The sequence below is a fragment of the Luteococcus struthionis genome, assembly GCF_048595755.1.
In the GTDB taxonomy this organism is placed as follows: Bacteria; Actinomycetota; Actinomycetes; order Propionibacteriales; family Propionibacteriaceae; genus Luteococcus.
In genome coordinates this window covers 22,295-44,585 of record NZ_CP184360.1, presented here as the reverse complement: position 1 = coordinate 44,585, position 22,291 = coordinate 22,295, and the positions used below count along the sequence as shown (strand labels likewise).

Here is a 22,291-nt window from a genome sequence, read left to right as displayed (position 1 = left end):
AGTTCAACGGAGCCACCGCGGCTCCCGCCCGTGCCCAGGGCACGATGGATGCCGCCGACTACTGGACCGTCGGCGAGGAGATCGAGGACACGAAGGCCCCCAAGGACCTCCCGATCGACAAGGTCTGGAGCGAGCGCAAGTTCACCGCCAAGCTGGTGAACCCGGCCAACCGCCGCAAGCTCAAGGTGATCATCGTCGGAACGGGCCTGGCCGGTGGCGCTGCCGCCGCCACGCTGGGCGAGGCCGGCTACCAGGTGGAGAACTTCTGCTACCAGGACAGCCCGCGTCGTGCCCACTCGATCGCCGCCCAGGGTGGCATCAATGCGGCCAAGAACTACCGCAATGACAACGACTCGACCTACCGCCTGTTCTACGACACGGTCAAGGGCGGCGACTACCGCGCCCGCGAGACCAATGTCTACCGACTGGCCGAGGTCAGCGCGAACATCATCGACCAGTGCGTCGCCCAGGGTGTTCCCTTCGCCCGCGAGTACGGCGGCCTGCTCGATACTCGTTCGTTTGGTGGTGTGCAGGTGCAGCGCACCTTCTACGCCCGTGGCCAGACCGGTCAGCAGCTGCTGATCGGTGCCTACCAGGCGCTGGAGCGCCAGGTGGCCGCCGGCACCGTGAAGATGCACACCCGTCACGAGATGATCGAGCTGATCACCGTCGACGGCGTGGCCAAGGGCATCGTGACCCGTGACATGGTCACCGGCAAGATCGAGGCCTGGACGGGCGACGCGGTGGTTCTGGCCACCGGTGGCTACGGCAACGTCTTCTTCCTGTCGACCAATGCCATGGGCTGCAATGTGACCGCCAGCTGGCGTGCACACCGCAAGGGTGCCTACTTCGCCAACCCCTGCTACACGCAGATCCACCCGACCTGCATCCCGGTGCACGGCGAGACCCAGTCCAAGCTGACCCTGATGTCGGAGTCGCTGCGAAACGACGGCCGCATCTGGGTGCCCAAGCGTGCCGAGGACTGCGACAAGGATCCGCGCCAGATTCCCGAGGAGGATCGCGACTACTACCTGGAGCGCATCTACCCGGCCTTCGGCAACCTGGTCCCGCGTGACATCGCGTCGCGTCAGGCCAAGAACATGTGCGACGAGGGCCGCGGCGTCGGCCCGGCCGTGCGGGAGGTCGACCCGGACACGGGCGAGGAGCGCATGGTCCGTCGTGGCGTCTACCTGGACTTCTCCGATGCGATCAACCGCATGGGCCAGAAGGCGGTCGAGGCCAAGTACGGCAACCTCTTCGACATGTACCAGCAGATCACGGCGGAGAATCCCTACGAGACTCCGATGCGCATCTACCCGGCCGTGCACTACACCATGGGTGGCGTGTGGGTCGACTACGACCTGATGACCTCGATCGAGGGTCTGTACTGCACTGGTGAGGCCAACTTCTCCGACCACGGCGCCAACCGTCTGGGCGCCTCGGCCCTGATGCAGGGCCTGTCGGACGGCTACTTCGTGCTGCCGAACACCATCAACGACTACCTGGCGGATGCCTCCAAGCATGCGCACGTCGAGCTGGACCACCCGGCAGTCGTCGAGGCCGTCAAGGAGGCCACCGATCGCATCAACACGCTGCTGAGCATCAATGGCTCCCGCACGGTCGACTCCATCCACAAGGAACTCGGCCAGATCATGTGGGAGTACTGCGGCATGGAGCGTCGGGAGGAGGGCCTCAAGATCGCGATCGAGAAGATCCGTGAGCTGAAGAAGGTCTTCTGGACCGACGTGAAGGTCACCGGTGTCAACGAGGACTTCAACCAGGCCCTGGAGCGCGCCGGACGACTGGCCGACTTCCTGGAGCTGGGCGAGCTCATGTGCATCGACGCCCTGCACCGTCGCGAGTCCTGCGGCGGCCACTTCCGTGGCGAGAGCCAGACGGAAGAGGGCGAGGCGCTGCGTCACGACGACCAGTACGCCTACGTTGCGGCCTGGGAATTCGCCGGTGACGGCAACAAGCCCGTGTTGCACAAGGAACCCCTGGTCTACAAGGCCATCGAGCTCAAGCAGAGGAGCTACAAGTGAAGGTCACGCTTCGAATCTGGCGTCAGGCGAACGCCAATGCCAAGGGCCAGATGGTCAGCTACCCGCTCGACGGCGTCAGCGAGGACATGTCCTTCCTCGAGATGCTGGACCTCCTCAACGAGGAGCTCACCCACAAGGGTGAGGAGCCGGTGGCCTTCGACCACGACTGCCGTGAGGGCATCTGTGGCATGTGTGGCGTGGTGATCAACGGTGTGGCCCACGGTGGCCAGCACACCACCACCTGCCAGCTGCACATGCGCTCCTTCGCAGACGGTGCCGTCATCGACATCGAGCCCTGGAAGGCCGGGGCCTTCCCGGTCATCAAGGACCTCGTCGTCGACCGCACCGCCTTCGACCGGATCATCCAGGCCGGCGGCTACATCTCGGCCAACACCGGTTCGGCTCCGGACGCCCACGCCACCCCCGCGCCCAAGCGCGAGGCTGACAAGGCATTCGACAACGCCACCTGCATCGGCTGCGGCGCCTGCGTCGCTGCCTGCCCGAACGGTTCGGCCATGCTGTTCACGTCGGCGAAGATCACCCACCTGGCGATGCTGCCGCAGGGCCAGCCCGAGCGGTACAGCCGCGTCAAGGGCATGGTGGCGCAGCACGACGAGGAGGGCTTCGGCGGCTGCACCAACATCGGTGAGTGCGCTCAGGTCTGCCCGAAGGGCATTCCGCTGGAGAGCATCAGCCAGCTGAACCGCGACCTCATCAAGTCGCTGTTCAAGGGCGACGGCAAGTAGGCCGTACGGACACAGCGAAGGGGCCGGTCGGGAGAGATCCCGGCTGGCCCCTTCGGCATGTCCCGGGCAGATGAGGTGCCTGGGTGGGTGCTCAGCCCTGGAGCAGTTCGGCCACCTCAGTGGCGCGCCGCAGGCCGGCTGGAGCCTCGGGGGCCGTGCCGGCACCCTCGGCGGCAATGACCGTGTAGGAGATCCAGGCCAGCCGGTTGCCGTCCTGCACCACCAGGTTGTGTTCGGTTTGCCGCTGCCCCTGCGGTGAGGTGGCCGTGATGCTGCCCAACGAGGCCTGCTGGGTGGCCCTGTCCTCGAGCGGGCCATTGAGCGCCACCGGCTGGGCCTCCTGGGCCGTGATCGAGGTCCATCCGTTGGTGCCCATTCGTCCCGGGCATTCGGCAGTCCAGCCGGTCAGCCGGTCGACGGCCTGCTCGGCATCGGCCGTGGTGTCGAACTCGTAGACGCTCGCCTGGGCCGTTGCCTCGCCGCCGCTGAAGCCTCGCTCCAGGAGCGAGGTCTGGCCCAAGGCGTAGCGGTTGTCCTCGCAGGCGCTGACCGCATACTGCGGACTGCTGGCGGATGCGTTCCACTGGGACTGGACACCGATGGTCATGTCGCCTGCCTTGCGCAGGTGGACCAGCTCGGGGCCGGGGACGTGGCCCCAGCCCAGGGAGGTCTGGATCCGGTTGCCCTTGGGGCCCGGTGGCGCCGAGCCCCGGGTGACTGGGCTCGGCGCGCTGCTGGCCGGAACCGACGCAGCAGGCGACACACGGGCGTGCTCTGGGTCCACCGTCGTGGCCAGCGGTAGGGCCAGGGCTGCGATCACCGCCGCCGTCCCCAGACCGCCCGCCGTGACGACTGCCTGGCGTCGTGCCCGCCGACGTGATCCGCGACGACGGATCTCGGACGGGCTGGGAACCTCCAGCGAGGCGTCGGCCGCAGACAGTGCCCGCTCGAAGAGCGCGGCGGTGCGCGGGTCAAGCTCTTCCGGGGAGTCCGGGGTGCTCATGGCCGCGCCTCCTGTCCTGTGTGGTCGTCGGGTGCACGGTGCCGGGTGCCACGGTGCTCACAGTCTCTACGCACCAGCGGGGGGCCTGGTTGCATGGGGATCCAATCGATTTGGGTCGTCTTGTTCCGCGTCGTCCCCGATGATGCCGGCCAGGGCGGCTCGACCTCGGGCCAGGCGGGCCTTGACGGTGCCGACCGGGCAGTCGAGTTCGGTGGCGATGTCCTGCACCCCCATGTCGCACAGGTGGAAGAGGACGATGGCCCGACGTTGCTCCTCGGGCAGCTGCGACAGTGCCCGTTCGAGCAGCACGCGATCCGGGTTGGGCTGGGGGCTCTGGTGGTGCTCGACGGCGCGGTCGGGCTGTCGGAAGGCACGTCGGGCCTTGCGCCAGCGACTGATCGCCAGGCGATGCGCCACGGTACGTACCCAGGCCTCGGGGTAGTCACTGCGGACCAGCTGCGCGCGGCGGTCCCACGCGCGGACGAAGGCCTCCTGGGTGCAGTCCTGCGCCTCGGCCCAGTTGCCACACAGGGCATGGATCTGGACCACCACACGTGGGTACGAGGTGGCGTAGAAGACGTCGAACTCCTCCTCGGTCACTCGCGTTCTCCCCGACGGTGCGGACGGCTGGCCCGTGCAGGACGAGCGGCAGTGCGCTCGACAGGACCAGCATGCCCCCTGCACGGTTCAGGACGATTTCCTCCACCGGGCCCCTATGTGGAAGAATGTCCAGCTGTTGCTCTACGTGCTTCGGCTCCTGCCACAGGGGGACCGTCCGAGGCCGCGGAGACTTTCTGACCAAGACATTCAGCATGGTGACCTGTGGCACTGGCGAGGAAGAACAATGAACAAGCTCATCCAGGAGATCGATCAGGCCTCCCTGCGGACCGATCTGCCCGAATTCCGTGCAGGTGACTCGGTCAAGGTGCACGTGAAGGTCGTCGAGGGCACCCGCTCGCGTATCCAGGTCTTTGCCGGCGTCGTCATCGCCCGCAATGCCGGTGGTGTTCAGGAAGCCTTCACCGTTCGCAAGGTCAGCTTCGGCACTGGTGTGGAGCGTACCTTCCCGCTGCACTCGCCGATCATCGACAAGATCGAGGTCGAGCGTCGTGGCGACGTGCGTCGCGCCAAGCTGTACTACCTGCGTGGTCTGCGCGGCAAGGCCGCCAAGATCAAGGAGAAGCGCGCCTGAGCGCAGCTCCACCCGCAGTCTCCAGCAGGGGGCCCGACGCCAGGCGTCGGGCCCCCTGCTCTGTTTCCAACCCCTGCTCTGTTTTCAGCCCTCGCAGTGTTCCTTCGCCGAGCCGACATCCCCGCCACCTAGACTGTGCTCGGCGAGCGCACAGTGCGCCCGTCCAGAGCCGGAAGGTGCCTCAGTGAGCCACGATTCGCGAACCAACGTCCGTGAGGATGACGCAGCCAACAGCGCGCCACGCGGTGGCTCCGGGGCGAGCTGGGGGCGCAAGGTGCGTGGCGCCTTCACCGAACTGCTGGTGGTGGTGATCGGCGCGCTGGTGATCTCGGCCCTGCTGCGTGCCTTCATCGGCCAGATGTTCATCATCCCCTCCGGCTCGATGCAGACCACCCTGGAGATCAATGACCGGGTGGTGGTGAGCAAGCTGTCCGACTACCAACGCGGCGACATCGTGGTCTTCGAGGATCCCGCCGGCTGGATCATGGAACGCCCGGCGGAACGCTCCCAGCTGGGCAAGGTGGCGGAGAAGATCGGGGTGCTGCCCGCGACTGGCACCAATCACCTGGTCAAGCGCGTCGTCGGCATGCCCGGTGACCGGGTCAAGTGCTGTGATGCCAATGGCCGGATGAGCGTCAACGGCCAGCCGCTGGACGAGAGCTCCTACCTCTACGTCGGTGCCGACGGGGCCCAGGTGCAGGCTTCCGACTGGGACTTCGAGGTGGTGGTGCCGCGAGACCACGTCTTTGTGATGGGTGACCACCGCAATGCCTCGGGCGATTCGCGCATCCACCTGCAGGACGGCACCCCCAAGGGGTCCAATGCCTTCGTCCCGGTCGACAAGGTGGTTGGCCCTGCGGTGGCCATTGCCGCCCCCGTCGACCGATGGACGCGCTTCAGCACCCCGGAGACCTTCTCCCAGGTGCCCGAGCCCACCGAACCTGCCCCGGAGCAGGGGGTCGTCGTCTCCGACGGCCACGGCGGCTGAGCCCGTCGCGGAGCAGGGATGATTCGTCCGGGAAAGGGCATCTACGGCTATGAACGCGCCCTGGCGCGGGCAGGGCTGTCACCGGTGGCGGGAGCCGACGAGGCGGGCCGAGGTGCCTGCGCGGGCCCGCTGGTGGCTGCCGCCGTGGTGCTGGCAGACACCCCGGCGCGTCGGATCACCGGACTGGCCGATTCCAAGGTGCTGACGGCGCGGGCCCGTGACCGCGTCTACGACGAGGTGATGGCCAAGGCGCTCAGCGTGGCCTGGGTTCGGGTGGAGCCGGATGAGTGTGATGCGCTGGGAATGCACGAGGCCGACATCCAGGGTCTGCGTCGAGCCCTGTTGCGGCTGGACCTGCGGCCCCACTACGTGCTGACCGACGGTTTCCCGGTGGACGGTCTGGGCGTGCCGGGCCTGGCTGTGTGGAAGGGAGACCGTGTGGCGGCCTGCGTGGCGGCCGCCTCGGTGGTGGCCAAGGTGGTGCGTGACCGCATCATGACCGACTATGCGCGGGACTTCCCCGACTATGTCTTCGACGTGCACAAGGGGTACGCCACCCGGCTGCACCAGGAACGTCTCGAGAGCCACGGCCCCAGCCCGATCCATCGCTACAGCTATGCCAACGTTGCGCGCGCTAAGGTGGTCGCACCATGAGCGCCGAAGACCTTGAGCAGTACGAGAGCAAGCTGGAACTCGACCTGTACCGCGAGTACAAGGACGTGGTGGGCATCTTCACCTACGCCGTCGAGACCGAGCGTCGCTTCTACCTGTGCAATGCGGTGGACCTGAAGGTCCGTACCGAGGGCGGCGACGTCTACTACGAGGTCAGCATGGGAGACGCCTGGGTCTGGGACATGTACCGTCCGGCGCGTTTCGTGAAGTCGGCCAAGGTGCTCACCTTCCGTGACGTCTCCATCGAGGAGATCGCCCATTCCGACCTCCAGGTGCCCGACGACCAAGCCTGACTGAGCGTCGAGCCTCCCGACTGTCCACAGGCCCTGGCGGGACGCTCCTCCCTGTGGAGGAAGGACCTGCTTCCTGACCCCGATGCACACACTGTGGTCGGAGGTGGTTGGGAATGGACGACGGACGCACACCCACGCACAGTCACGACCAGCAGGTGGGTCGGTTGGGGGAAGACCTGGCGGACGCGCACCTGCGTCGGCTGGGCTGGCAGATCGTGGAGCGCAACTGGCGCTGCGGTGACGGTGAGATCGACATCATCGCGCGGGAACCGCTGCCCGGTGGTGGGCATGCCCTGGTCATGGTCGAGGTCAAGTACCGCTCCGGGCCAGGCTATGGGGACCCACTGGAGGCGATCACTCGTGCCAAGCTGCGCAAGCTGACCGAGCTGGCCCACCTGTGGCTGCGGGCACAACGAGCCGAGGGGTGCCCGGAATCGGCCAGCAGGGTGCGTATCGATGCCGTGGGGGTGCAACGCCAACCCGGGCGCAACCATCAGATCTCCCATGTGAGGGGGATCACCCGATGACGGCGGCAACTGCCTGGTCGGTTGCCCTGATCGGCATGGAGACCACCTTGATCGAGGTGGAGGCGGCGATCGGCAATGGCCTGCCCAAGACGGTGCTGGTGGGGCTGCCCGACACCTCCCTCTACGAGGCCCGCGACCGTGGGCATGCCGCCGTGGCGAGTTCTGGACTGCCATGGCCGAGCCAGCTGGTGACCATCAACCTGACCCCCGCCACGCTGCCCAAGACCGGGTCACACTATGACTTGGCCATCGTCACCGCGGTGCTGGCTGCCGCGGGAACCGTGCCGCAGGAGCTGGCGGCACGGCTGGTGATGATGGGCGAGCTGGGTCTCGACGGCAGGGTGCGACGGGTGCGAGGCGTGCTGCCCGGCCTGCTGGCAGCGCGGGAAGCCGGCTTCGAGCGCGCAGTCGTGCCCGCCGACCAGGTGGGGGAGGCCAGCCTTGTTGAGGGGCTGACCATCTGGGGCGTGCGGAGCCTGACCGACCTTGTCGACGTCCTGCATGGGCGTCCAGTCGTGCTGCCCACCGCCCAGGCCACACCGCCGGAGTCACCCGGACATCTGCCCGACCTGGCCGAGGTGGTGGGGCAGGACGAGGCGCGCTTCGCACTGGAGGTGGCCGCGGCCGGGCGCCACCACCTCTACCTGAGCGGGCCACCGGGGGTGGGCAAGACGATGCTGGCCGAGCGGCTGCCCGGCCTGCTCCCGCCCCTGACGTCGGTGGAGTCGCTCGAGGTCTCCGCCATCCACTCGCTGGCCGGGCACGACCTCAACACCGGACTGATCACCCGACCTCCCTATGCCGATCCGCATCGAAGTGCCTCGCTGGCCTCGATCATCGGTTCCGGCAACCGGACGGCCCGCCCCGGCGCCATTTCGCTGGCGCATCGCGGTGTCCTTTTCCTGGACGAGGCACCCGAGTTCGGCGCCAAGACCCTGGATGCCCTGCGCACCCCCTTGGAATCCGGATCGGTGACCATCTCCCGCGCCCAGGTGCAGGCCCGCTTCCCGGCGCGCTTCCAGCTCGTGATGGCCGCGAATCCATGCCCGTGCGGCAACCACGGCCTGACCGGTGCCGCCTGCCGGTGTGCTCCGATGGCGGTGCGTCGCTATGCCGAGCGGATCAGCGGACCCATCCTGGACCGGATCGACCTGCACCAGCAGTTGGTGCCGGTGCGCAAGGCCTACCTCAAGGCACGCCAGAGCCCGGGGGAGAGCACCGCGGTGGTGGCGCAAAGGGTCGCGGAGGCCAGGCTGCGCCAGGCGCGTCGGCTGGCGGGGACGCCTTGGCTCACCAACGGCGAGGTGCCCGGCTCCTACCTGCGCAGCGGTCTTCCCAGCGCTCAAGGTCTGGATCTGGTCGACCACGCCCTGGTGACCGGTCGGCTCAGCTCCCGGGGTGCGGACAAGGTGGTTCGGGTTGCCTGGACCATGGCAGACCTGGCGGGACATGATCGGGTGGAGCGCGAGGACATCGCCGGTGCCTTGGCGCTACGGCGGGCTGAGCGGAGCGCCGCCGCATGAATGATCCGAAGAGTCCGTCCTGGGACGAGGAACGTGTGGCCCGCGCGGCCTTGACCGCCGTCTGTGAGGCGGCGACGCCGGGGCTGGTACACAGAGTGTCGGATGACGGTGCCCAGGCGGTCTGGCAGGTCTTGCGCGCCGCCGAGCCCACGGGGCGATGGGCCCGACGTGCCCAGGCCCTGGACGTCGACAAGATGCTCGCGCAGGCTGCACGCCACCAGGTGCGTTTCGTGATCCCGGGCGATGCGGAATGGCCGCAGCAACTGGAGGTCCTCCACGAAATCCAGGTGGCGGGACAGGGTGGTGCTCCGTTCGGGCTGTGGGTGCGCGGCCCCGGCCAGCTGGCCGAATGGGCCGACTCGTCGGTGGCGATCGTGGGATCCAGGGCGAGCACGGCCTACGGGGATTCCGTGGCGACGGATCTGGCACTGGACCTCTCGGCTCCTGATGGGCCCGGGTGGACCGTGGTCTCCGGCGGCGCCTACGGGATCGATGCCGCCGCCCATCGCGGCGTGCTGACCACCGGTGGCCGCACCGTCGCCGTGCTGGCCGGTGGCCTGGACGAGCCCTACCCACGGGGGAATGCGCGCCTGTTCGAACAACTGGCGGCTGACCACCTGCTGGTGAGCGAGGTGCCCTGCGGCATGCACCCCACCAGGACTGCCTTCCTCGCCCGCAATCGATTGATCGCCGCGCTGACCAACGGTGCCATCATCGTCGAGGCGGCGGCCCGATCCGGGGCGAACAACACCATCTCGTGGGCGGGGGAGTGCGGGCGGATCGTGATGGCAGTGCCGGGGCCGGTGCACTCGTCGCTGAGCGTGACGCCGCACCGGCTGATCCGCGACCAGCGGGCCACGCTGGTCAGTGATTCGCGCGATGTTCGAGCGCTCTTGGAACCACTCTCCAGCGCGCCACCGCTGCCGGTGGGAGGACAGAGCCGAGAGCTGGACAGGGTGCCGCCCGAACTGATGCAGGTGCGCGAGGTACTGCCGGGGCGTGGCGGGCTCCCCACCGGGCAGGTGGCGCAGCGTGCCGGCCTGCCGCTGGCCGCGGCGCTGGCATCATTGGGACAGTTGGAGCAACTGGAACTGGCACGCTGCGACGAGATGGGTGAATGGCACCTGGCGCGCCCGGCGCGCAGCCACCGGGTTTCGGCAGGCCCCGGCTGACAAGTTGGCCCGGCTGACAAGTTGGCCCGGGTGAGAGGTTGGGCGGGTGACAGCGGGGCCCGGTGCGTCGTCGGTGATGGGAGGGACGAGATGCAGATCTACGCACGCCCCGGGTGGCGCATGGCCCGGCAACTGTCGGCCGACCTGTTCGTCCTGGGCTGGCTGCTCGTGTGGTGGTGGGCGGCGCGCGCTGTGGGTTCCCTGGTGGATCGTCTTGCAGGCCCGGCGCAGCGTATTGCCGAGACGGCACGCGGCATGTCGGAGCAGATGAACTCGGCGGGCGAGCGTGTCGGCTCCCTGCCGGGGGTCGGCGACGAGCTCGGCGAGCCGTTCAGCCGGATGTCTGGCGGGCTGCAGCAGATCACGGAGCAGTCGCAGGAACAGGTTGACCTGGTGCACCAGCTGGCCAACGCCACCTCGGCGATCACCTTCCTGGTCCCCGCCTTGGTGGTGCTGGCCCTGTGGCTGCCGCGTCGAGTGCGTTTCATCAGGCAGGCCGCCGCGGCGCGCCGGGTGATCGACGCCGACGCCGATCTGGAGCTGTTCGCGTTGCGAGCCATGGCCAATGTCCCGATGCACCAGCTGGCCACCATCAGCGACGATCCGGTGGGCGAATGGCGCCGCGGCAACAGCGAGGTGATCCGTCGTCTGGCGGGCCTGGAACTGGAACGCACCGGGCTGGCCATGCCAGCACCGGTGCGTCCGCAACCCTCAACCGATCAGATCAGGCGATCGTCCCCAAGCCACTGACCGAGGGCATCATGCTCACCGGGTATCCCCAGCTGCCTCCGCCCCGGTTGGCGTAGACCCGCAGCGGGCCCGAGGCCGGCACGGCCAACAGGTCCCAGCTGCCTCCGCCGTGGACGTCGCCCATGCCACGGATCTCGGTGAAGGAGCTCCAACCACGGCCGATCTGGGTGCGGCGCCCGGACAGGCGCCCGTCGGTGGTGCCGTGGTAGGTGAACAGCAGTCCCTGGGCGTCCACGGCCAGCAGGTCGACCACACCGGCGCCGCGGATGTCACCCACGGTGGCGATCTGCTTCATGCCGTCCCAGCCACGCCCGATCTGTGCCGCGGTGGTGACGCGCACGTCGCGGTTCAGCGTGTAGCGGTGCAGGGTGTGGGTCTTGGAGATGCCCACGATCTCGGGCAGCCCGTCCTTGAGCATGTCGGGCATCACCGTGATCTCACGCATGCCCTGCCAGTTCCAGCCCACCTGACGGGGATTGGTGTAGTTGCCGGAACCGGCACCATTCCACGCCCACAGGCTCCCGTCGCTGCTGCGCCTGGCGAGCAGCTCACCGTGCCCGTCGCCATTGAGGTCGGGCAGGTGCGACATCCAGTTCACCGCGAAGCCCAGCTTGGAGCCTGCCCGCCCCGCCTCGGACTGCAGGTTGCTGTTGGTGCGGTACCAGGTGAGGGCTCCGGCCCCGTCGGCGCTCAGCACGTCGGCGCGGCGGTCCCCGTCCAGGTCACCATGTTCACCGCTGCCCGTGGTGACGCGCGTGCCGTCCCAGCGGAGGCTGCCATTGGCGAACTGCTGGGTGCCTTCGTCGGTGCCGGTCGGCACGGCCGCAGCCACCGGGGCACCCAGCTGGGCGGCCTTGGCCGGATTGGCGCGCAGCCAGGAGTCCACCACTCCTGTGGTCAGGTGCGTGCCGGTGCTGGTCGAGCTGTGGATGGTGCCCTTCTCGAAGCGCACCCGGTTCACACCGGCCGAGTCGGTGGTCATGTTGCCGGTCGGCCACCCCAGCTGCGAGAAGTTGCTCGACTGCCGGTAGATGTAGTCGATGGCGCTGTTCATCCAGTAGGTCTGCCCGCCGGGCGTGAGGAAGATGCCGCCCTTGGCGAAGGTGGTGGTACGACCCCCGTTCCACGGGCGTTCCAGCACATAGGGGGAGCCGAGCTTGCCGGACTCGCCGCCCTGGGCGATCCATGCCTGGTAGATCGGGGTCTTCCAGTTGCCCATCGCCTGGGTGACCTGGCTGCGGAAGGAGGGCATGGCCGCGGTGATGTTCGTGCCGGGGCAGGAAGTGGCCATCACGTCGCCATGCCGGGCGATGGTGTTGATGTACTTCCCGGCCAAGGTGAGCTTGGCATTCGGGTCGCGGTAGTTGCCCGCCAGCTTCCAGGCCACCACTCGGCTCATCGCGCTCATGGCGGCGGCACTCTGCTGTGCGGTCGAGGAGTTCATCATCACGCTCACGCCGACGGTGTCGGTATTCCAACTGGTGGCGTGGGCTCCGCGAACCGGCAGCTCCATTCCACCGTGACGGCCCTCGTAGATCTTGCCGTACTTGTCGATCAGGAAGTTGTAGCCGATGTCGCACCAGCCCAGGGTCTTGACGTGGTAGGCGTAGATGCCGCGCACGATCGAGGCCGACTGGGCGGAGCTGTAGGAGTTGGTGCCTGCCGTGTGGTGGACGATGGCCGCCCGGATCGTGTTCGCCAGGTTGGCGGGCACGCAGCTGCTGCCGTTGATCCGCAGCCACGACTCGTCGGCACCCCAGCCTGCCCGGCTGACGATGGAGGGACGAGCCACGCCGCTGCTCGCCGCGGCGGCGGAGACCTTGGGCTCGGAGGTGGTGGGAAGGTTCTCGTCACCGGCGGCCTGCTCGGAGTTGATCAGGGCCAGCTGCGGATCGGTGATCGTCGCGGGGGTTGTCGCCGAGGTGATGATGCGGGCCTCGACGGCATTGGCCTCGCCGACGAAGACCGGGTCGGAGCCCTTGCGCCCGACGCCCTCACCGGGCAGGTCCTCCAGCTCGATGGTCTCCCAGAGCTGCCACCCCTCGGCGGTCTTGGTGCGCACCTGGAAACTGGCCTCACCCTGCAGGTCGGCCCACGTCAGGCCGGTCATGGTGAAGTCCCGGGTCGTGGGTTCCAGCTGTGCCAGCACGCGGTGCGGTGCACCGTCGACGGTCACGGTCTGGGTGCTGGGGCTCAGCGCGACGGTGTCGGCATCGGGCTGCTGCTGGGGGGCGGGGGCGGCCGGCAGCGGGTCCTGCTGGGGCAGTGGGCCGGCGTGGGCGGTGGTGACGGCAACGCCCTGCACCAGGGCGAGCGAGACCAGACCAACTCGAAACAGTCTGAGGGGATTGCGTTTCACGGGGATCTCCATTGGAAGTCGTCTGAGCGTGCAGACGGCCCCCGAACCGTCGTGACAGTTCCCCCGTGCGGGATCAGTGAACATTGTTCAGACCTGAGAGTTCAAATTCAGACGGTCAACCGACATGGGGAAGCTCTCAGCTTGCTTTCGCGACCCGAGCCCACGGGCCCATGCCGGGCCTCCCCGCAGGGAGATGGGGCTTCCGCGGTGGCAGGCTGGGAACCTGTTCACATCACGATCTGGACAGGTGCCACGGGGCGGACGCGACGAGAGGACGGTCATGGAACTGGATGAGCTGGAGTGGGGCGATGTGCTGGCCCAGTCCGAGGGAATCGTGTGGTGCCAGGCCCGGCTCGGGGACGACCAGGTGGTGGCAGTGCGGTGGAGCCACGGGTTGCTCGAGTCCGAGCGTGCTGCTCGACTCCTGCTCGCCGACGCAGTCGCTCCCACTGCCGAACTGATCGGATCGGGGGAGGGCTGGATGGTGCTGGAGGACCTGCGGGAATCGATGTGGCGGCCCATCACCCCGCAGGAACAAGATGATGCCCCAGTCCTGTCGATGCTCGGACGATGGCTCGCGCGGGCCCACCGGATCGAGGGCTCCGCCGTCTCCCGGGCTCTTCCCGACTCTGCCTTGGCGCAGCTCCTGACACCAGAGCTGGTGGAGCTGGCCCTACCGGCCCTGCCGGGCGATCTGGCAGCGATCCTGCCGTCGGCCCTGGAGTCCTGGGCCCACCGGGTGGGGCAAGAACCGGTCCGGTTGGGGCTGGGGCACCTGGAGCTGTCCACCGTGCACGTGATGGGGACTCTCGATGCGATGCCGACGGATCTGTCGCTGTGCTGCGCAAGTACCCGCGAAGCGGATCTGCTCTCGATCCGTGACGGACTGGAGGAAGACGCCTGGCGCAGGGTGGAGCAGGGCTATCTGGCCGAGATCGGCGAGGACGAAGAGCCGCAGGAAGGTGTGTTGGCCGCTGAACGGGGCAGGGCGCTGACGGCTCGGGTGATCGGCACGCTGCTCGCCGGGCAACCCGCCAGCGAGGCCGACCTGGCCCAGCTGCGCACAGCCCTGACCAGGGGGGTGATGGGGAAGAAACGACAGAAGGGCCTGCCGGAAGCAGACCCTTCATCTCGTGTCCGGAAGAGGACTTGAACCTCCACGCCCTATAACGGGCACTAGCACCTCAAGCTAGCGCGTCTACCATTCCGCCACCCGGACAGGTGACCGCCGGACTCACCGGCAACAGCAAAGAAGACTAGCACTCCGGTGGTGCCTGCGCACAATCGAAGGAGGCAGTTTCGGGTCGGGGCTTGTCACGGGCCCCAACCGTGCCAGCATGGGTGCCATCGCGGCACCCACGTCAATCCCGATGAGGAGGCGGATCCGATGGCCGACGGACACGTCCTGGGCTACATCCCGGCACGCAGCGTGCAGGTGGAGAGCATCGACGGGCATGACTTCGAGGTCCAGGCCGTCACCCTGCCGCACACCGTGACTCGCAACCAGGTGCGCAAACTGCTCACCGAGGAGGCCGAGTACGGCAAGTGGGAGCTGCACCGCTTGCGTCGCTACCGTGACGGCTCCACCCAGGCCTGGCTGCGGCGGCGCGTGATCAAGGTACGTTCCACGCTGCAGTCGGCCTGACGGGGGCCGGTTGGCGTCCTGGGGCCTCGACAGGCTCGGCCGCCGGAGGTTCCCCAGACTCAGCCGCCGAAGGTTGGTCAGGCTCGGCTCAGTCGTCGCCGGCGGTCGGCATCGCCCGCAGCTGGTTGGTGCCGCCCGAGACGTCGTCAAGGGCGGTGACGATGGGTTCGGGCAACTCCCGCTCGTCGAGCTCCAGATAGGGCTTGAGCTGGTCGGCGGTGCGCGCTCCCAGCAGTGGGGCCGTCACCACGGGCGCATCCCGCACCCACAGCAGCGCCACCTGCTCGGGGCTCAGGTCGAGCCCCTCCGCAGCGCGCACCACGGCATCGGTGATGGCACGCGACTTGCTCTCCAGATAGGGCTCCACGAACCAGTTGAAGTGGTCGCTGGCGCCACGCGAGTCGCGCGGCGTGCCGCTGCGGTACTTGCCGGTGAGCACACCCCGGCCAATCGGAGACCAGGGGAAGAGCCCCATGCCGTGGGCCCGCAGCGCCGGAAGCACCTCGATCTCGGCGCGGCGTGCCAGCAACGAGTACTCCACCTGTCCGGAGACCAGGGGATTTCGGCCCGGCACCGCCTGCTGCCAGGTGGCGGCTCGCGCCGTCTGCCACCCGATGTAGTTGCTGATGCCCACATAGCGGGCCATCCCCTGCCCGACGGCGTGGTCCAGGGCGGCCAGCGTCTCCTCCAAGGGCGCATCGCCCCAGGCGTGCACCTGCCACAGGTCGACGTGGTCGGTGTGCAGCCGACGCAGCGAGGCGGTCAGGTCATCCAGCAGGGCACCTCGTGAGGTGTTGATGCTGCGCCGCCCATTGTGGACGCCGAAGCCACCCTTGGTGGCGATCACCAGGTCGTCGCGTCGCAGGTCGGTGTGGATCAGTTTGCCGATGATCTTCTCGGCCGCTCCATGGCCATAGGCAGGTGCGGTGTCGACGAGGGTTCCTCCGGCCTCCACGAAAGCGCGCAGCATGGCGCGGGCATCACTGGTGGGGGTGTCCCCGCCCCAGGTCATGGTTCCCAGGCCCAGCCGGGAGACGGTCAAACCGCTGTGGCCCACTCGTCGTGTTTGCATGCGCCGACCCTATCCAAGCAACGAAGCGGACTGTCGCCTACGCTCGTGCGCATGTCCATCCTGCTCCTGGCCAGGCACGGCCGCAGCACATCCAACACGGCGGGAACGCTGGCCGGGCGCAGCGCCGGTGTCCTGCTCGACGAGCGCGGGCGCTCCCAGGCGATGGCCCTGGGGGAGCGACTGCGGGGCCTGGCGCTCGACCTGGTGGTGCACTCGCCGATGGATCGCTGCGTCGAGACCATGCAGCTGGCCCTCGACAGCGCCGGTCTGCAGGTGGAGGTCTGCGAGGACGGGCGTTTCACCGAATGCGACTATGGGCAGTGGAGCGGCCGTTCGTTGGCCGAGCTGGGGGACGAAGCCCTGTGGCGCGAAGTCCAGCAGCACCCCAGCCGGGTCACCTTCCCGGGTGGGGAGTCGATGCAGGAGATGGCCGACCGCATGGTCGACGGCGTGGCGGAGGTCAACCGTCGGCTGCACGAGGCCCACCCGGACGCCGAACCGGTCTGGCTGCTGGTCAGCCATGGCGATCCGATCAAGGCAGTGCTCTCCCACTGTCTGGGGCAGCCCTTGGATGAGTTCCAGCGGATCATCGTCGATCCGGCATCACTCAGCGTGGTGCGGCTTCCCTCGCCAGCCGACACTGACGGCAAGCCGGCGGTGGTCGCGATGAACACCACCAGTGGCCTGGTCAGCCGCATGGTTCCCGGCAGGGCGGCTCCGGGACCACAGCTGGGCGGAGGGCTGGGCAGTCAGCAGGACTGACCCGCCACTGCCAGCCACCCCGGGCGGTGGGCGCCTACAGTGGGCACATGCCGCGCATCCAGCATCGCTTCGAATTTCCAGACCGCTTCGTCGCCGGCACGGTGGGCGAGCCCGGGCAGCGCACCTTCTTCGTGCAAGCACGCAAGGGCAACCAGCTGGTCAGCGTGTTGTGCGAGAAGCAGCAGGTGGAGGTGCTCGCGGAGCATCTGGAACGCATCCTCGACGAGTTGGCCCAGCTGATCGAAGGAGCCGTGGAGGTGCCGCCCCAGCGGACGGCCGCCCGCGACCTGGACCCGCTCGACGCCCCGCTGAGCGAGGACTTCCGTGCGGGAACCATGACCATCGCCTGGGACGGGAATCTCGACGCCGTCCAGGTGGAGCTGTTCAGCGTCGACACCGAGCAGGCGGAGGAGGCCGAGATCCCCGGGATCGACACCTCCTCCCTGGCCGAGCTGGAGGGGCTCGACGACGTGCTCAGCGCGGCCGAGAGCCTCACCGTGACCATCACCCCAGACCAGGCACGCGACTTCACCGCCAGGGCCCGCGCCCTGGTGCAGGCCGGCCGTCCTGCCTGCCCCTTCTGCACCCAGCCGATCAATCCCGACGGTCACATCTGCCCCCGGGCCAACGGCTACCGCCGACCACTGTTCCTGTGAACCCCGATCCTCGCGTGGACGGTGCCGCCATGGAACTGGTGGGACGCCTGGTGGAAGCCTCCAATGCCACCTTCCTGGCACGCCACGAGGGCCGCGACGTGGTCTACAAACCAGTCGCGGGGGAGGCCCCGCTGTGGGACTTCCCACGCCACAGCCTGGGGCGGCGCGAGGTGGCCGCCCACGCGCTGAGCGAGGCCGCCGGTTTCAGCGTGGTCCCACCCACCCGATGGGTGGAGGACGGACCCTTCGGAGCAGGATCGCTTCAGGACTGGGTGGAGGCCGACGGCGACGAATTGGCGCAGCTGGTCCCGCTGGGGGCAGAACCCGAGGGCTGGTTCGCCGTGGTCGAGGGCGTGGACGCCGACGAGAACGAGGTGGTCCTGGTGCACGCCGACCATCCCGGGCTGCGACGCCTCGCCCTGTTCGACGTGGTGGTGAACAATGCCGATCGCAAGGCCGGGCACATCCTGCGCCGCGACGAAGAGGTCTTCGGCATCGACCATGGCGTCTGCTTCCACCATGAGGACAAGCTGCGCAGCATCCTGTGGGGGTGGGCCGATCAGCCGTTGACCCAGGACGAGCGTGCCCTGGTGGAACGGGTGCTGGAGGTGGCCGAGGACAGCCTTGGGCCCTGGCTCCACCCCGTGGAGGCGGCGGCCTGCCTCTCCCGGGCGCGGCAGCTGTTGGAGAGCGGTCGGATGCCCTCACCGGGGCAGCGGTGGCCGGTCATCCCCTGGCCGCCGATCTGAACGGGCTCGCCGTCGATTGTCCGGCCGGATACCGTTTGGGGCATGAAGGCATGGTCAGCACCCGTCGTCCCGCAGTTCCGCTTCGAGACCCCGTCGGCCCCTGGTCGGTTGCGCGTGCACGACACGGCGCGCTCCCGGCTCGTGGAGACCGGTCCCGAGCAGGGGACCGCGCGCCTGTACGTCTGCGGCATCACTCCCTATGACGCCACCCACCTGGGCCACGCGAACACCTATGTCACCTTCGACCTGCTCAACCGTGTCTGGCGTGACCTGGGGCTCGAGGTGCACTACGCGCAGAACGTCACCGACATCGACGACCCGCTGCTGGAACGTGCGCAGGCCACCGGCCAGGACTGGACCGAGCTGGCCGAGGACCAGACCGAGCTCTTCCGCAGTGACATGGAGGCGCTGCGGGTGCTGCCGCCGCAGGACTACGTCGGGGCCGTGGAGTCGATCCCCGAGGTCGTCGCGCTGCTCGAGCGGATGAAGCCGACCGGCACCATTTACCAGGTGGACGACCCGGCGCACCCCGACTGGTACTTCACCACCTCCGAGGCACCGGGCTTCGGGCAGGTGGGAGGGCTCTCGGAGCAGGAGATGATCGCCCGCTTCAGTGAGATGGGCGGTGACCCGGAACGTCCCGGCAAGCGTCACCCCCTCGACTGTCTGGTGTGGCGTCTGGAACGCGAGGGTGAGCCTGCCTGGGACTCCTCGCTGGGCCGGGGACGCCCCGGTTGGCACATCGAGTGCACCGCCATCGCCCTGGACCACTTGGGCGCCGCCTTCGACGTGCAGGGGGGCGGCTCCGACCTGGCCTTCCCGCATCACGAGATGTGCGCTGCCGAGGCCACCGTCGCCACCGGCAAGCCCTTCGCCGAGGTCTACATGCACTCGGGCATGGTGGCGCTGGACGGCGAGAAGATGAGCAAGTCCAAGGGCAACCTGGAACTGGTCAGCCGGTTGCGGCGCAAGGGCCACGACCCGATGGCGATCCGGCTGGCGCTGTTGGCACACCACTACCGCAGCGACTGGGAGTGGAGCGGCGACGACATGACGCGCGCCGAGACCCGCCTGGCGCACTGGCGGGAGGCCGTGCAGCAGGGTGCTGCTCTTGACGCCACCCAGGTGATCGCCGACGCTCGCGCGGCCCTGCGCACGGACCTCGACGCACCGTCCGCGCTCGGCCTGATCGATGCCTGGGCGCAGGCCAGCGTGACGGTGGGAGGCGATGACACAGCAGCCCCCGGCCTGGTGCGTGACTTCGTCGATGCCGTGCTGGGCGTGGCCCTGTGACCACTGGCAGTGTCCAGTGGCGGAACGGCAGACGGGCAAGGGCGCGGCAATGGATAGGGTGAATCCGTGAGCAAGTCATTCGAAGAGCTTTTTGCCCAGCTGGAGCACACCGCCCGGACCCGTCCCGAGGGATCGGGCACGGTCAAGCGTCTGGATGCCGGGGTGCACGAGATCGGCAAGAAGATCGTCGAGGAGGCCGCCGAGGTCTGGATGGCATCGGAGTTCCAGTCCCGTGAGGAGGCCGCCGAGGAGATGAGCCAGCTCCTCTACCACCTGCAGGTGATGATGCTGGCCCTCGGGCTGGAGCTCGAGGACGTGTACCGCTACTTGTGACCGCAGGCCCAGCAGGGTTTGCCACCACCGTGCGGTGGCCGATGGGCCGCCACGAACCACCGAGGAGTGTTTGCGCATGACGCAAGAGCAGTTGCTGAAGATCGCGGTGCCGAACAAGGGCGCACTGGCGGAGGCGTCGGCGCAGATGCTGCGCGAGGCCGGCTACCGCCAGCGTTCCGACAACAAGGAGCTCGTGCTGGTCGACGCCGAGAACCACGTCGAGTTCTACTACCTGCGTCCCCGTGACATCGCGGTCTACGTGGGGGAGGGAACCCTCGACATCGGCCTGACCGGGCGCGACATGCTGCTCGATTCCGGTGCCGAGGCCGACGAGGTCATGCCGCTGGGCTTCGGGCGCTCGCGTTTCCGCTTCGCCGCCCCTGCCCACGAGCAGTGGAGCATCGAGGCGCTCAATGGCAAGCGCGTCGCCACCTCCTACCCGGGTTTGCTACAGGGCTACCTGCATGAGCGTGGCATCGAGTCGCGCATGATCAAGCTCGACGGTGCGGTGGAGTCCGCCATCCGGCTCGGCGTCGCCGATGCCATCGCCGATGTGGTCGAGACCGGCACCACCCTGCGCAAGGCCGGACTGGAACTGTTCGGGGACCCGATCTGCCACTCGGAGGCGATCCTCATCCAGCGTCGCGGCGGCGTCGACACCGAGGCCCTGGAATTGCTCAAGCGTCGGCTCTCGGGCGTGCTGGTGGCCCGCAACTACGTGATGGTGGACTACGACGTACCGCAGGAGCACCTGGACGAGGCGACGGCCCTGACCCCCGGGCTGGAGAGCCCGACGGTCTCGACGCTGGCCAAGGAAGGGTGGTTCGCGGTGCGTGCCATGGTTCCCAGGCGTGATGCCCAGAAGATGATGGATGACCTGTGGTCGGCCGGAGCCAAGGGCATCCTGCTCACCGACATCGCGGCATGTCGGCTGTGAGCCCCGTCGGCGCCGACGAGCGCATCGTCTTTCGCTCCCGACCGGCCCTGCGGATGGGCACGGCGATGAGCGTGGTGCTCACCGTGTTCTCGCTCGGCCTGTGGGTCGCGCTGGGGCCGGAGCTGCGGCAGTTGTTCACCGGGCTGCAGATCGCCACCCTGGTCTTCTTCCTGGCCTTCGGCGTGGGCCTGATGATGTCGATCGGCCTCAGCACGGTGGTGGTGGACGACCAGGGGCTGCACGTGCGCAACTCCATCTTCCGTCGTAGCTTCGGCTGGGACGAGGTGGCGGGGGCCAGGCTGGGCGACGGTGACCCGTGGGCCTACATCGTGCTGCGCCCCAGCGCCGAGCACCCGGACGGCCGCAACCATGTGGCGCTGGCCATCCAGCGTGCCGAGGGTGAGGGTGCCGAGGCCAACCTGCGACGCCTGCAGCGGGCCATCGCACGGCACCAGGAAGGGCGCCAGGTGGGCGGTCAGGGCGCACTGTGACACAGTAGGGACATGCCCTCAATGTCTGTCCTGGTGCTGCTCGGCACCATTGCGCTCGGTCTGCTCACCCTGGTCTGGACCTTCGTCCGCTGGTCGATGGGGCAGGGCGCCCGGGTGTTGCTGCGCGGCATCGGCACCATCCTGCTGCTGGTCGGTCTCTATGTGAGCGGTCTGGCCCACTTGGCCGGCAATGGCATCCGCTCCATCTACGACTGGGCCATGCGCACGCCCATGGACACCAAGGTGCTGGTGGGCCTGGGGGTGGCCGCCACCGGCCTGCTGTTGTGGCTGGTGGGCACCATGCTGCGCCCCCGCACCCGCGAGCAGGCCCGCAGCAGCCGCCAGCTGCGCAAGGGCGGCGCCCCCGCGGTCCAGCAGGACCGCACCGGCCGGCCCGCCCCCGCTGCTCGCCCCACCGGCGCCACGAAGTCGGAGGGGTTGTCCGACGAGGACGCCGAGATCGCCGCCATCCTCGACCGCAGGGGTATCAAGTGACGGGGCAGCAGGCGAACGGCCTTCCCGGTCACGGGCAGCGCCTGGCCCAGCCCAGTGCCGCCTTTGCCGGAGATCATGGTGAGCCCGATCCGCAGGTGCGTGCAGCGATCGCGGCGGTGGGAGGCCAGCTGGGCTACCTACGGGCCGTGGCGGCCCTGTGCGCCTCGCGACTGCTGATGCCGATCGTCGCGCACGGCGACGACTCCATGGATGGCCCCGACCCGCAGCGTCACGCCGAGATGGCGGCGGTCAGCCTGACCAATGCGGCGGGGGAGCGGGCGCTGTTGGGCTTCACCGGCATCGACGCGCTCACCGCCTGGCAGCGCGATGCCCGGCCGGTGCCGTGCACCCTGGACGACCTGGCGGCCACCGTGGCCGAGGCGGGCGCCAGCCACCTCTTGCTCGACGTGGCAGGACCCGTGCAGTTCGTGATCGGGCCCGACCTGGTGGCCGAACTGGCCAAGGGGCATCGCCTGGTGGAGATCGAACCGGGTGAGTTCGGCTGGATGTTCCTGGACGAGCAGGGCTCCGGGGCCGACGAGGACTGAATTTCACAACCACGAGCCGATCCCGTACAATCAAGGGGTCGAT

25 protein-coding genes and 1 tRNA gene are annotated in these 22,291 nt (G+C 68.5%); 21 read left to right on the top strand and 5 right to left on the bottom strand.

The genetic code is table 11. The annotated features are described in order from the left end of the window. Nucleotides 1-44 precede the first annotated feature (44 nt). Both ACOAMO_RS00220 and ACOAMO_RS00215 read left to right on the top strand, forming a co-directional pair. The gene (locus ACOAMO_RS00220) at nucleotides 45-2,042 is read left to right on the top strand and encodes a fumarate reductase/succinate dehydrogenase flavoprotein subunit (RefSeq protein ID WP_420176934.1); all 1,998 of its coding nucleotides are present in this window, start codon (nucleotides 45-47) and stop codon (nucleotides 2,040-2,042) included. After that, nucleotides 2,039-2,788 carry a succinate dehydrogenase/fumarate reductase iron-sulfur subunit gene (locus tag ACOAMO_RS00215; RefSeq protein ID WP_420175591.1) on the top strand — a complete coding sequence of 250 codons (750 nt, stop codon included), beginning with the start codon at nucleotides 2,039-2,041 and terminating at the stop codon, nucleotides 2,786-2,788. The genes ACOAMO_RS00220 and ACOAMO_RS00215 overlap by 4 nt, the downstream gene beginning before the upstream one ends. 91 nt (nucleotides 2,789-2,879) lie before the next feature. On the opposite strand, the gene ACOAMO_RS00210 is transcribed toward ACOAMO_RS00215, so the two are convergent. Both ACOAMO_RS00210 and ACOAMO_RS00205 read right to left on the bottom strand, forming a co-directional pair. Then, the gene (locus ACOAMO_RS00210) at nucleotides 2,880-3,791 is read right to left on the bottom strand and encodes a hypothetical protein (protein ID WP_420175590.1); all 912 of its coding nucleotides are present in this window, start codon (nucleotides 3,789-3,791) and stop codon (nucleotides 2,880-2,882) included. Between the two features lie 66 nt (nucleotides 3,792-3,857). Beyond that, nucleotides 3,858-4,391 carry an RNA polymerase sigma factor gene (locus tag ACOAMO_RS00205; RefSeq protein WP_420175589.1) on the bottom strand — a complete coding sequence of 178 codons (534 nt, stop codon included), beginning with the start codon at nucleotides 4,389-4,391 and terminating at the stop codon, nucleotides 3,858-3,860. A 244-nt stretch (nucleotides 4,392-4,635) separates the two neighbouring features. On the opposite strand from ACOAMO_RS00205, the gene rplS reads away from it, so the two are divergent. The 8 genes from rplS (at nucleotide 4,636) to ACOAMO_RS00165 (ending at nucleotide 10,908) form a co-directional block, all read left to right on the top strand. Then, complete coding sequence (gene rplS / locus ACOAMO_RS00200) at nucleotides 4,636-4,983, top strand: 50S ribosomal protein L19 (RefSeq protein WP_420175588.1); 348 nt, start codon at nucleotides 4,636-4,638, stop codon at nucleotides 4,981-4,983. Nucleotides 4,984-5,167: 184 nt separating this feature from the next. Further along, nucleotides 5,168-5,971, top strand: a complete 804-nt coding sequence (gene lepB / locus ACOAMO_RS00195; RefSeq protein WP_420175587.1) for a signal peptidase I — start codon at nucleotides 5,168-5,170, stop codon at nucleotides 5,969-5,971. An 18-nt stretch (nucleotides 5,972-5,989) separates the two neighbouring features. After that, complete coding sequence (locus tag ACOAMO_RS00190) at nucleotides 5,990-6,625, top strand: ribonuclease HII (protein WP_420175586.1); 636 nt, start codon at nucleotides 5,990-5,992, stop codon at nucleotides 6,623-6,625. Next, the gene (locus ACOAMO_RS00185) at nucleotides 6,622-6,936 is read left to right on the top strand and encodes a DUF2469 domain-containing protein (protein ID WP_343875169.1); all 315 of its coding nucleotides are present in this window, start codon (nucleotides 6,622-6,624) and stop codon (nucleotides 6,934-6,936) included. Before ACOAMO_RS00190 ends, ACOAMO_RS00185 begins: the two co-directional genes overlap by 4 nt. Nucleotides 6,937-7,049: 113 nt before the next feature. Then, a complete protein-coding gene (locus ACOAMO_RS00180; protein WP_420175585.1) occupies nucleotides 7,050-7,463 on the top strand; it encodes a YraN family protein in 414 nt (137 codons plus the stop codon). Then, nucleotides 7,460-8,986 carry a YifB family Mg chelatase-like AAA ATPase gene (locus ACOAMO_RS00175; RefSeq protein WP_420175584.1) on the top strand — a complete coding sequence of 509 codons (1,527 nt, stop codon included), beginning with the start codon at nucleotides 7,460-7,462 and terminating at the stop codon, nucleotides 8,984-8,986. Before ACOAMO_RS00180 ends, ACOAMO_RS00175 begins: the two co-directional genes overlap by 4 nt. Then, nucleotides 8,983-10,158: a DNA-processing protein DprA gene (gene dprA / locus ACOAMO_RS00170; RefSeq protein ID WP_420175583.1), complete on the top strand. Its 1,176-nt coding sequence runs from the start codon at nucleotides 8,983-8,985 to the stop codon at nucleotides 10,156-10,158. The genes ACOAMO_RS00175 and dprA overlap by 4 nt, the downstream gene beginning before the upstream one ends. Nucleotides 10,159-10,248: 90 nt before the next feature. Continuing rightward, a complete protein-coding gene (locus ACOAMO_RS00165) occupies nucleotides 10,249-10,908 on the top strand; it encodes a hypothetical protein (protein WP_420175582.1) in 660 nt (219 codons plus the stop codon). On the opposite strand, the gene ACOAMO_RS00160 is transcribed toward ACOAMO_RS00165, so the two are convergent. Next, nucleotides 10,883-13,267 (bottom strand): N-acetylmuramoyl-L-alanine amidase, encoded by a 2,385-nt coding sequence (locus ACOAMO_RS00160; RefSeq protein WP_420175581.1) that lies wholly within the window; start codon nucleotides 13,265-13,267, stop codon nucleotides 10,883-10,885. The genes ACOAMO_RS00165 and ACOAMO_RS00160 overlap by 26 nt on opposite strands. 280 nt (nucleotides 13,268-13,547) lie before the next feature. Between ACOAMO_RS00160 and ACOAMO_RS00155 the strand changes: the two genes are divergently transcribed. Next, nucleotides 13,548-14,420, top strand: a complete 873-nt coding sequence (locus tag ACOAMO_RS00155; protein WP_420175580.1) for a hypothetical protein — start codon at nucleotides 13,548-13,550, stop codon at nucleotides 14,418-14,420. Here ACOAMO_RS00155 and ACOAMO_RS00150 read toward each other — a convergent pair. Beyond that, nucleotides 14,402-14,486 (bottom strand) — tRNA-Leu (locus ACOAMO_RS00150). The two genes, ACOAMO_RS00155 and ACOAMO_RS00150, sit on opposite strands and share 19 nt — an antisense overlap. Before the next feature lie 168 nt (nucleotides 14,487-14,654). Between ACOAMO_RS00150 and ACOAMO_RS00145 the strand changes: the two genes are divergently transcribed. Further along, nucleotides 14,655-14,912: a DUF5703 family protein gene (locus tag ACOAMO_RS00145; RefSeq protein ID WP_420175579.1), complete on the top strand. Its 258-nt coding sequence runs from the start codon at nucleotides 14,655-14,657 to the stop codon at nucleotides 14,910-14,912. Nucleotides 14,913-15,000: 88 nt separating this feature from the next. On the opposite strand, the gene ACOAMO_RS00140 is transcribed toward ACOAMO_RS00145, so the two are convergent. Further along, nucleotides 15,001-15,984, bottom strand: a complete 984-nt coding sequence (locus ACOAMO_RS00140; RefSeq protein ID WP_420175578.1) for an aldo/keto reductase — start codon at nucleotides 15,982-15,984, stop codon at nucleotides 15,001-15,003. A 51-nt stretch (nucleotides 15,985-16,035) separates the two neighbouring features. Here ACOAMO_RS00140 and ACOAMO_RS00135 point away from each other — a divergent pair, with 51 nt between their 5' ends. From ACOAMO_RS00135 to ACOAMO_RS00095, 9 genes are all read left to right on the top strand, one after another. Further along, on the top strand, nucleotides 16,036-16,746 hold the full coding sequence (locus ACOAMO_RS00135; RefSeq protein ID WP_420175577.1) for an MSMEG_4193 family putative phosphomutase: 711 nt from the start codon (nucleotides 16,036-16,038) through the stop codon (nucleotides 16,744-16,746). A 47-nt stretch (nucleotides 16,747-16,793) separates the two neighbouring features. Further along, nucleotides 16,794-17,402 carry a DUF3090 domain-containing protein gene (locus tag ACOAMO_RS00130; RefSeq protein WP_420175576.1) on the top strand — a complete coding sequence of 203 codons (609 nt, stop codon included), beginning with the start codon at nucleotides 16,794-16,796 and terminating at the stop codon, nucleotides 17,400-17,402. Next, entirely contained in the window at nucleotides 17,399-18,151 is a 753-nt protein-coding gene (locus tag ACOAMO_RS00125) for an SCO1664 family protein (RefSeq protein WP_420175575.1), read from the top strand. Before ACOAMO_RS00130 ends, ACOAMO_RS00125 begins: the two co-directional genes overlap by 4 nt. Before the next feature lie 42 nt (nucleotides 18,152-18,193). Then, nucleotides 18,194-19,444 carry a cysteine--1-D-myo-inosityl 2-amino-2-deoxy-alpha-D-glucopyranoside ligase gene (mshC, locus tag ACOAMO_RS00120; RefSeq protein WP_420175574.1) on the top strand — a complete coding sequence of 417 codons (1,251 nt, stop codon included), beginning with the start codon at nucleotides 18,194-18,196 and terminating at the stop codon, nucleotides 19,442-19,444. 66 nt (nucleotides 19,445-19,510) lie between these two features. Continuing rightward, on the top strand, nucleotides 19,511-19,777 hold the full coding sequence (locus ACOAMO_RS00115; protein WP_420175573.1) for a phosphoribosyl-ATP diphosphatase: 267 nt from the start codon (nucleotides 19,511-19,513) through the stop codon (nucleotides 19,775-19,777). A gap of 76 nt (nucleotides 19,778-19,853) precedes the next feature. After that, on the top strand, nucleotides 19,854-20,714 hold the full coding sequence (gene hisG, locus ACOAMO_RS00110; RefSeq protein WP_420175572.1) for an ATP phosphoribosyltransferase: 861 nt from the start codon (nucleotides 19,854-19,856) through the stop codon (nucleotides 20,712-20,714). Then, the gene (locus tag ACOAMO_RS00105) at nucleotides 20,702-21,205 is read left to right on the top strand and encodes a PH domain-containing protein (RefSeq protein ID WP_420175571.1); all 504 of its coding nucleotides are present in this window, start codon (nucleotides 20,702-20,704) and stop codon (nucleotides 21,203-21,205) included. The genes hisG and ACOAMO_RS00105 overlap by 13 nt, the downstream gene beginning before the upstream one ends. A 12-nt stretch (nucleotides 21,206-21,217) precedes the next feature. Then, nucleotides 21,218-21,700 (top strand): hypothetical protein, encoded by a 483-nt coding sequence (locus ACOAMO_RS00100; protein WP_420175570.1) that lies wholly within the window; start codon nucleotides 21,218-21,220, stop codon nucleotides 21,698-21,700. Nucleotides 21,701-21,741: 41 nt separating this feature from the next. After that, nucleotides 21,742-22,248, top strand: a complete 507-nt coding sequence (locus ACOAMO_RS00095) for an SseB family protein (RefSeq protein WP_420176933.1) — start codon at nucleotides 21,742-21,744, stop codon at nucleotides 22,246-22,248. The last annotated feature ends 43 nt before the right edge of the window (nucleotides 22,249-22,291 follow it).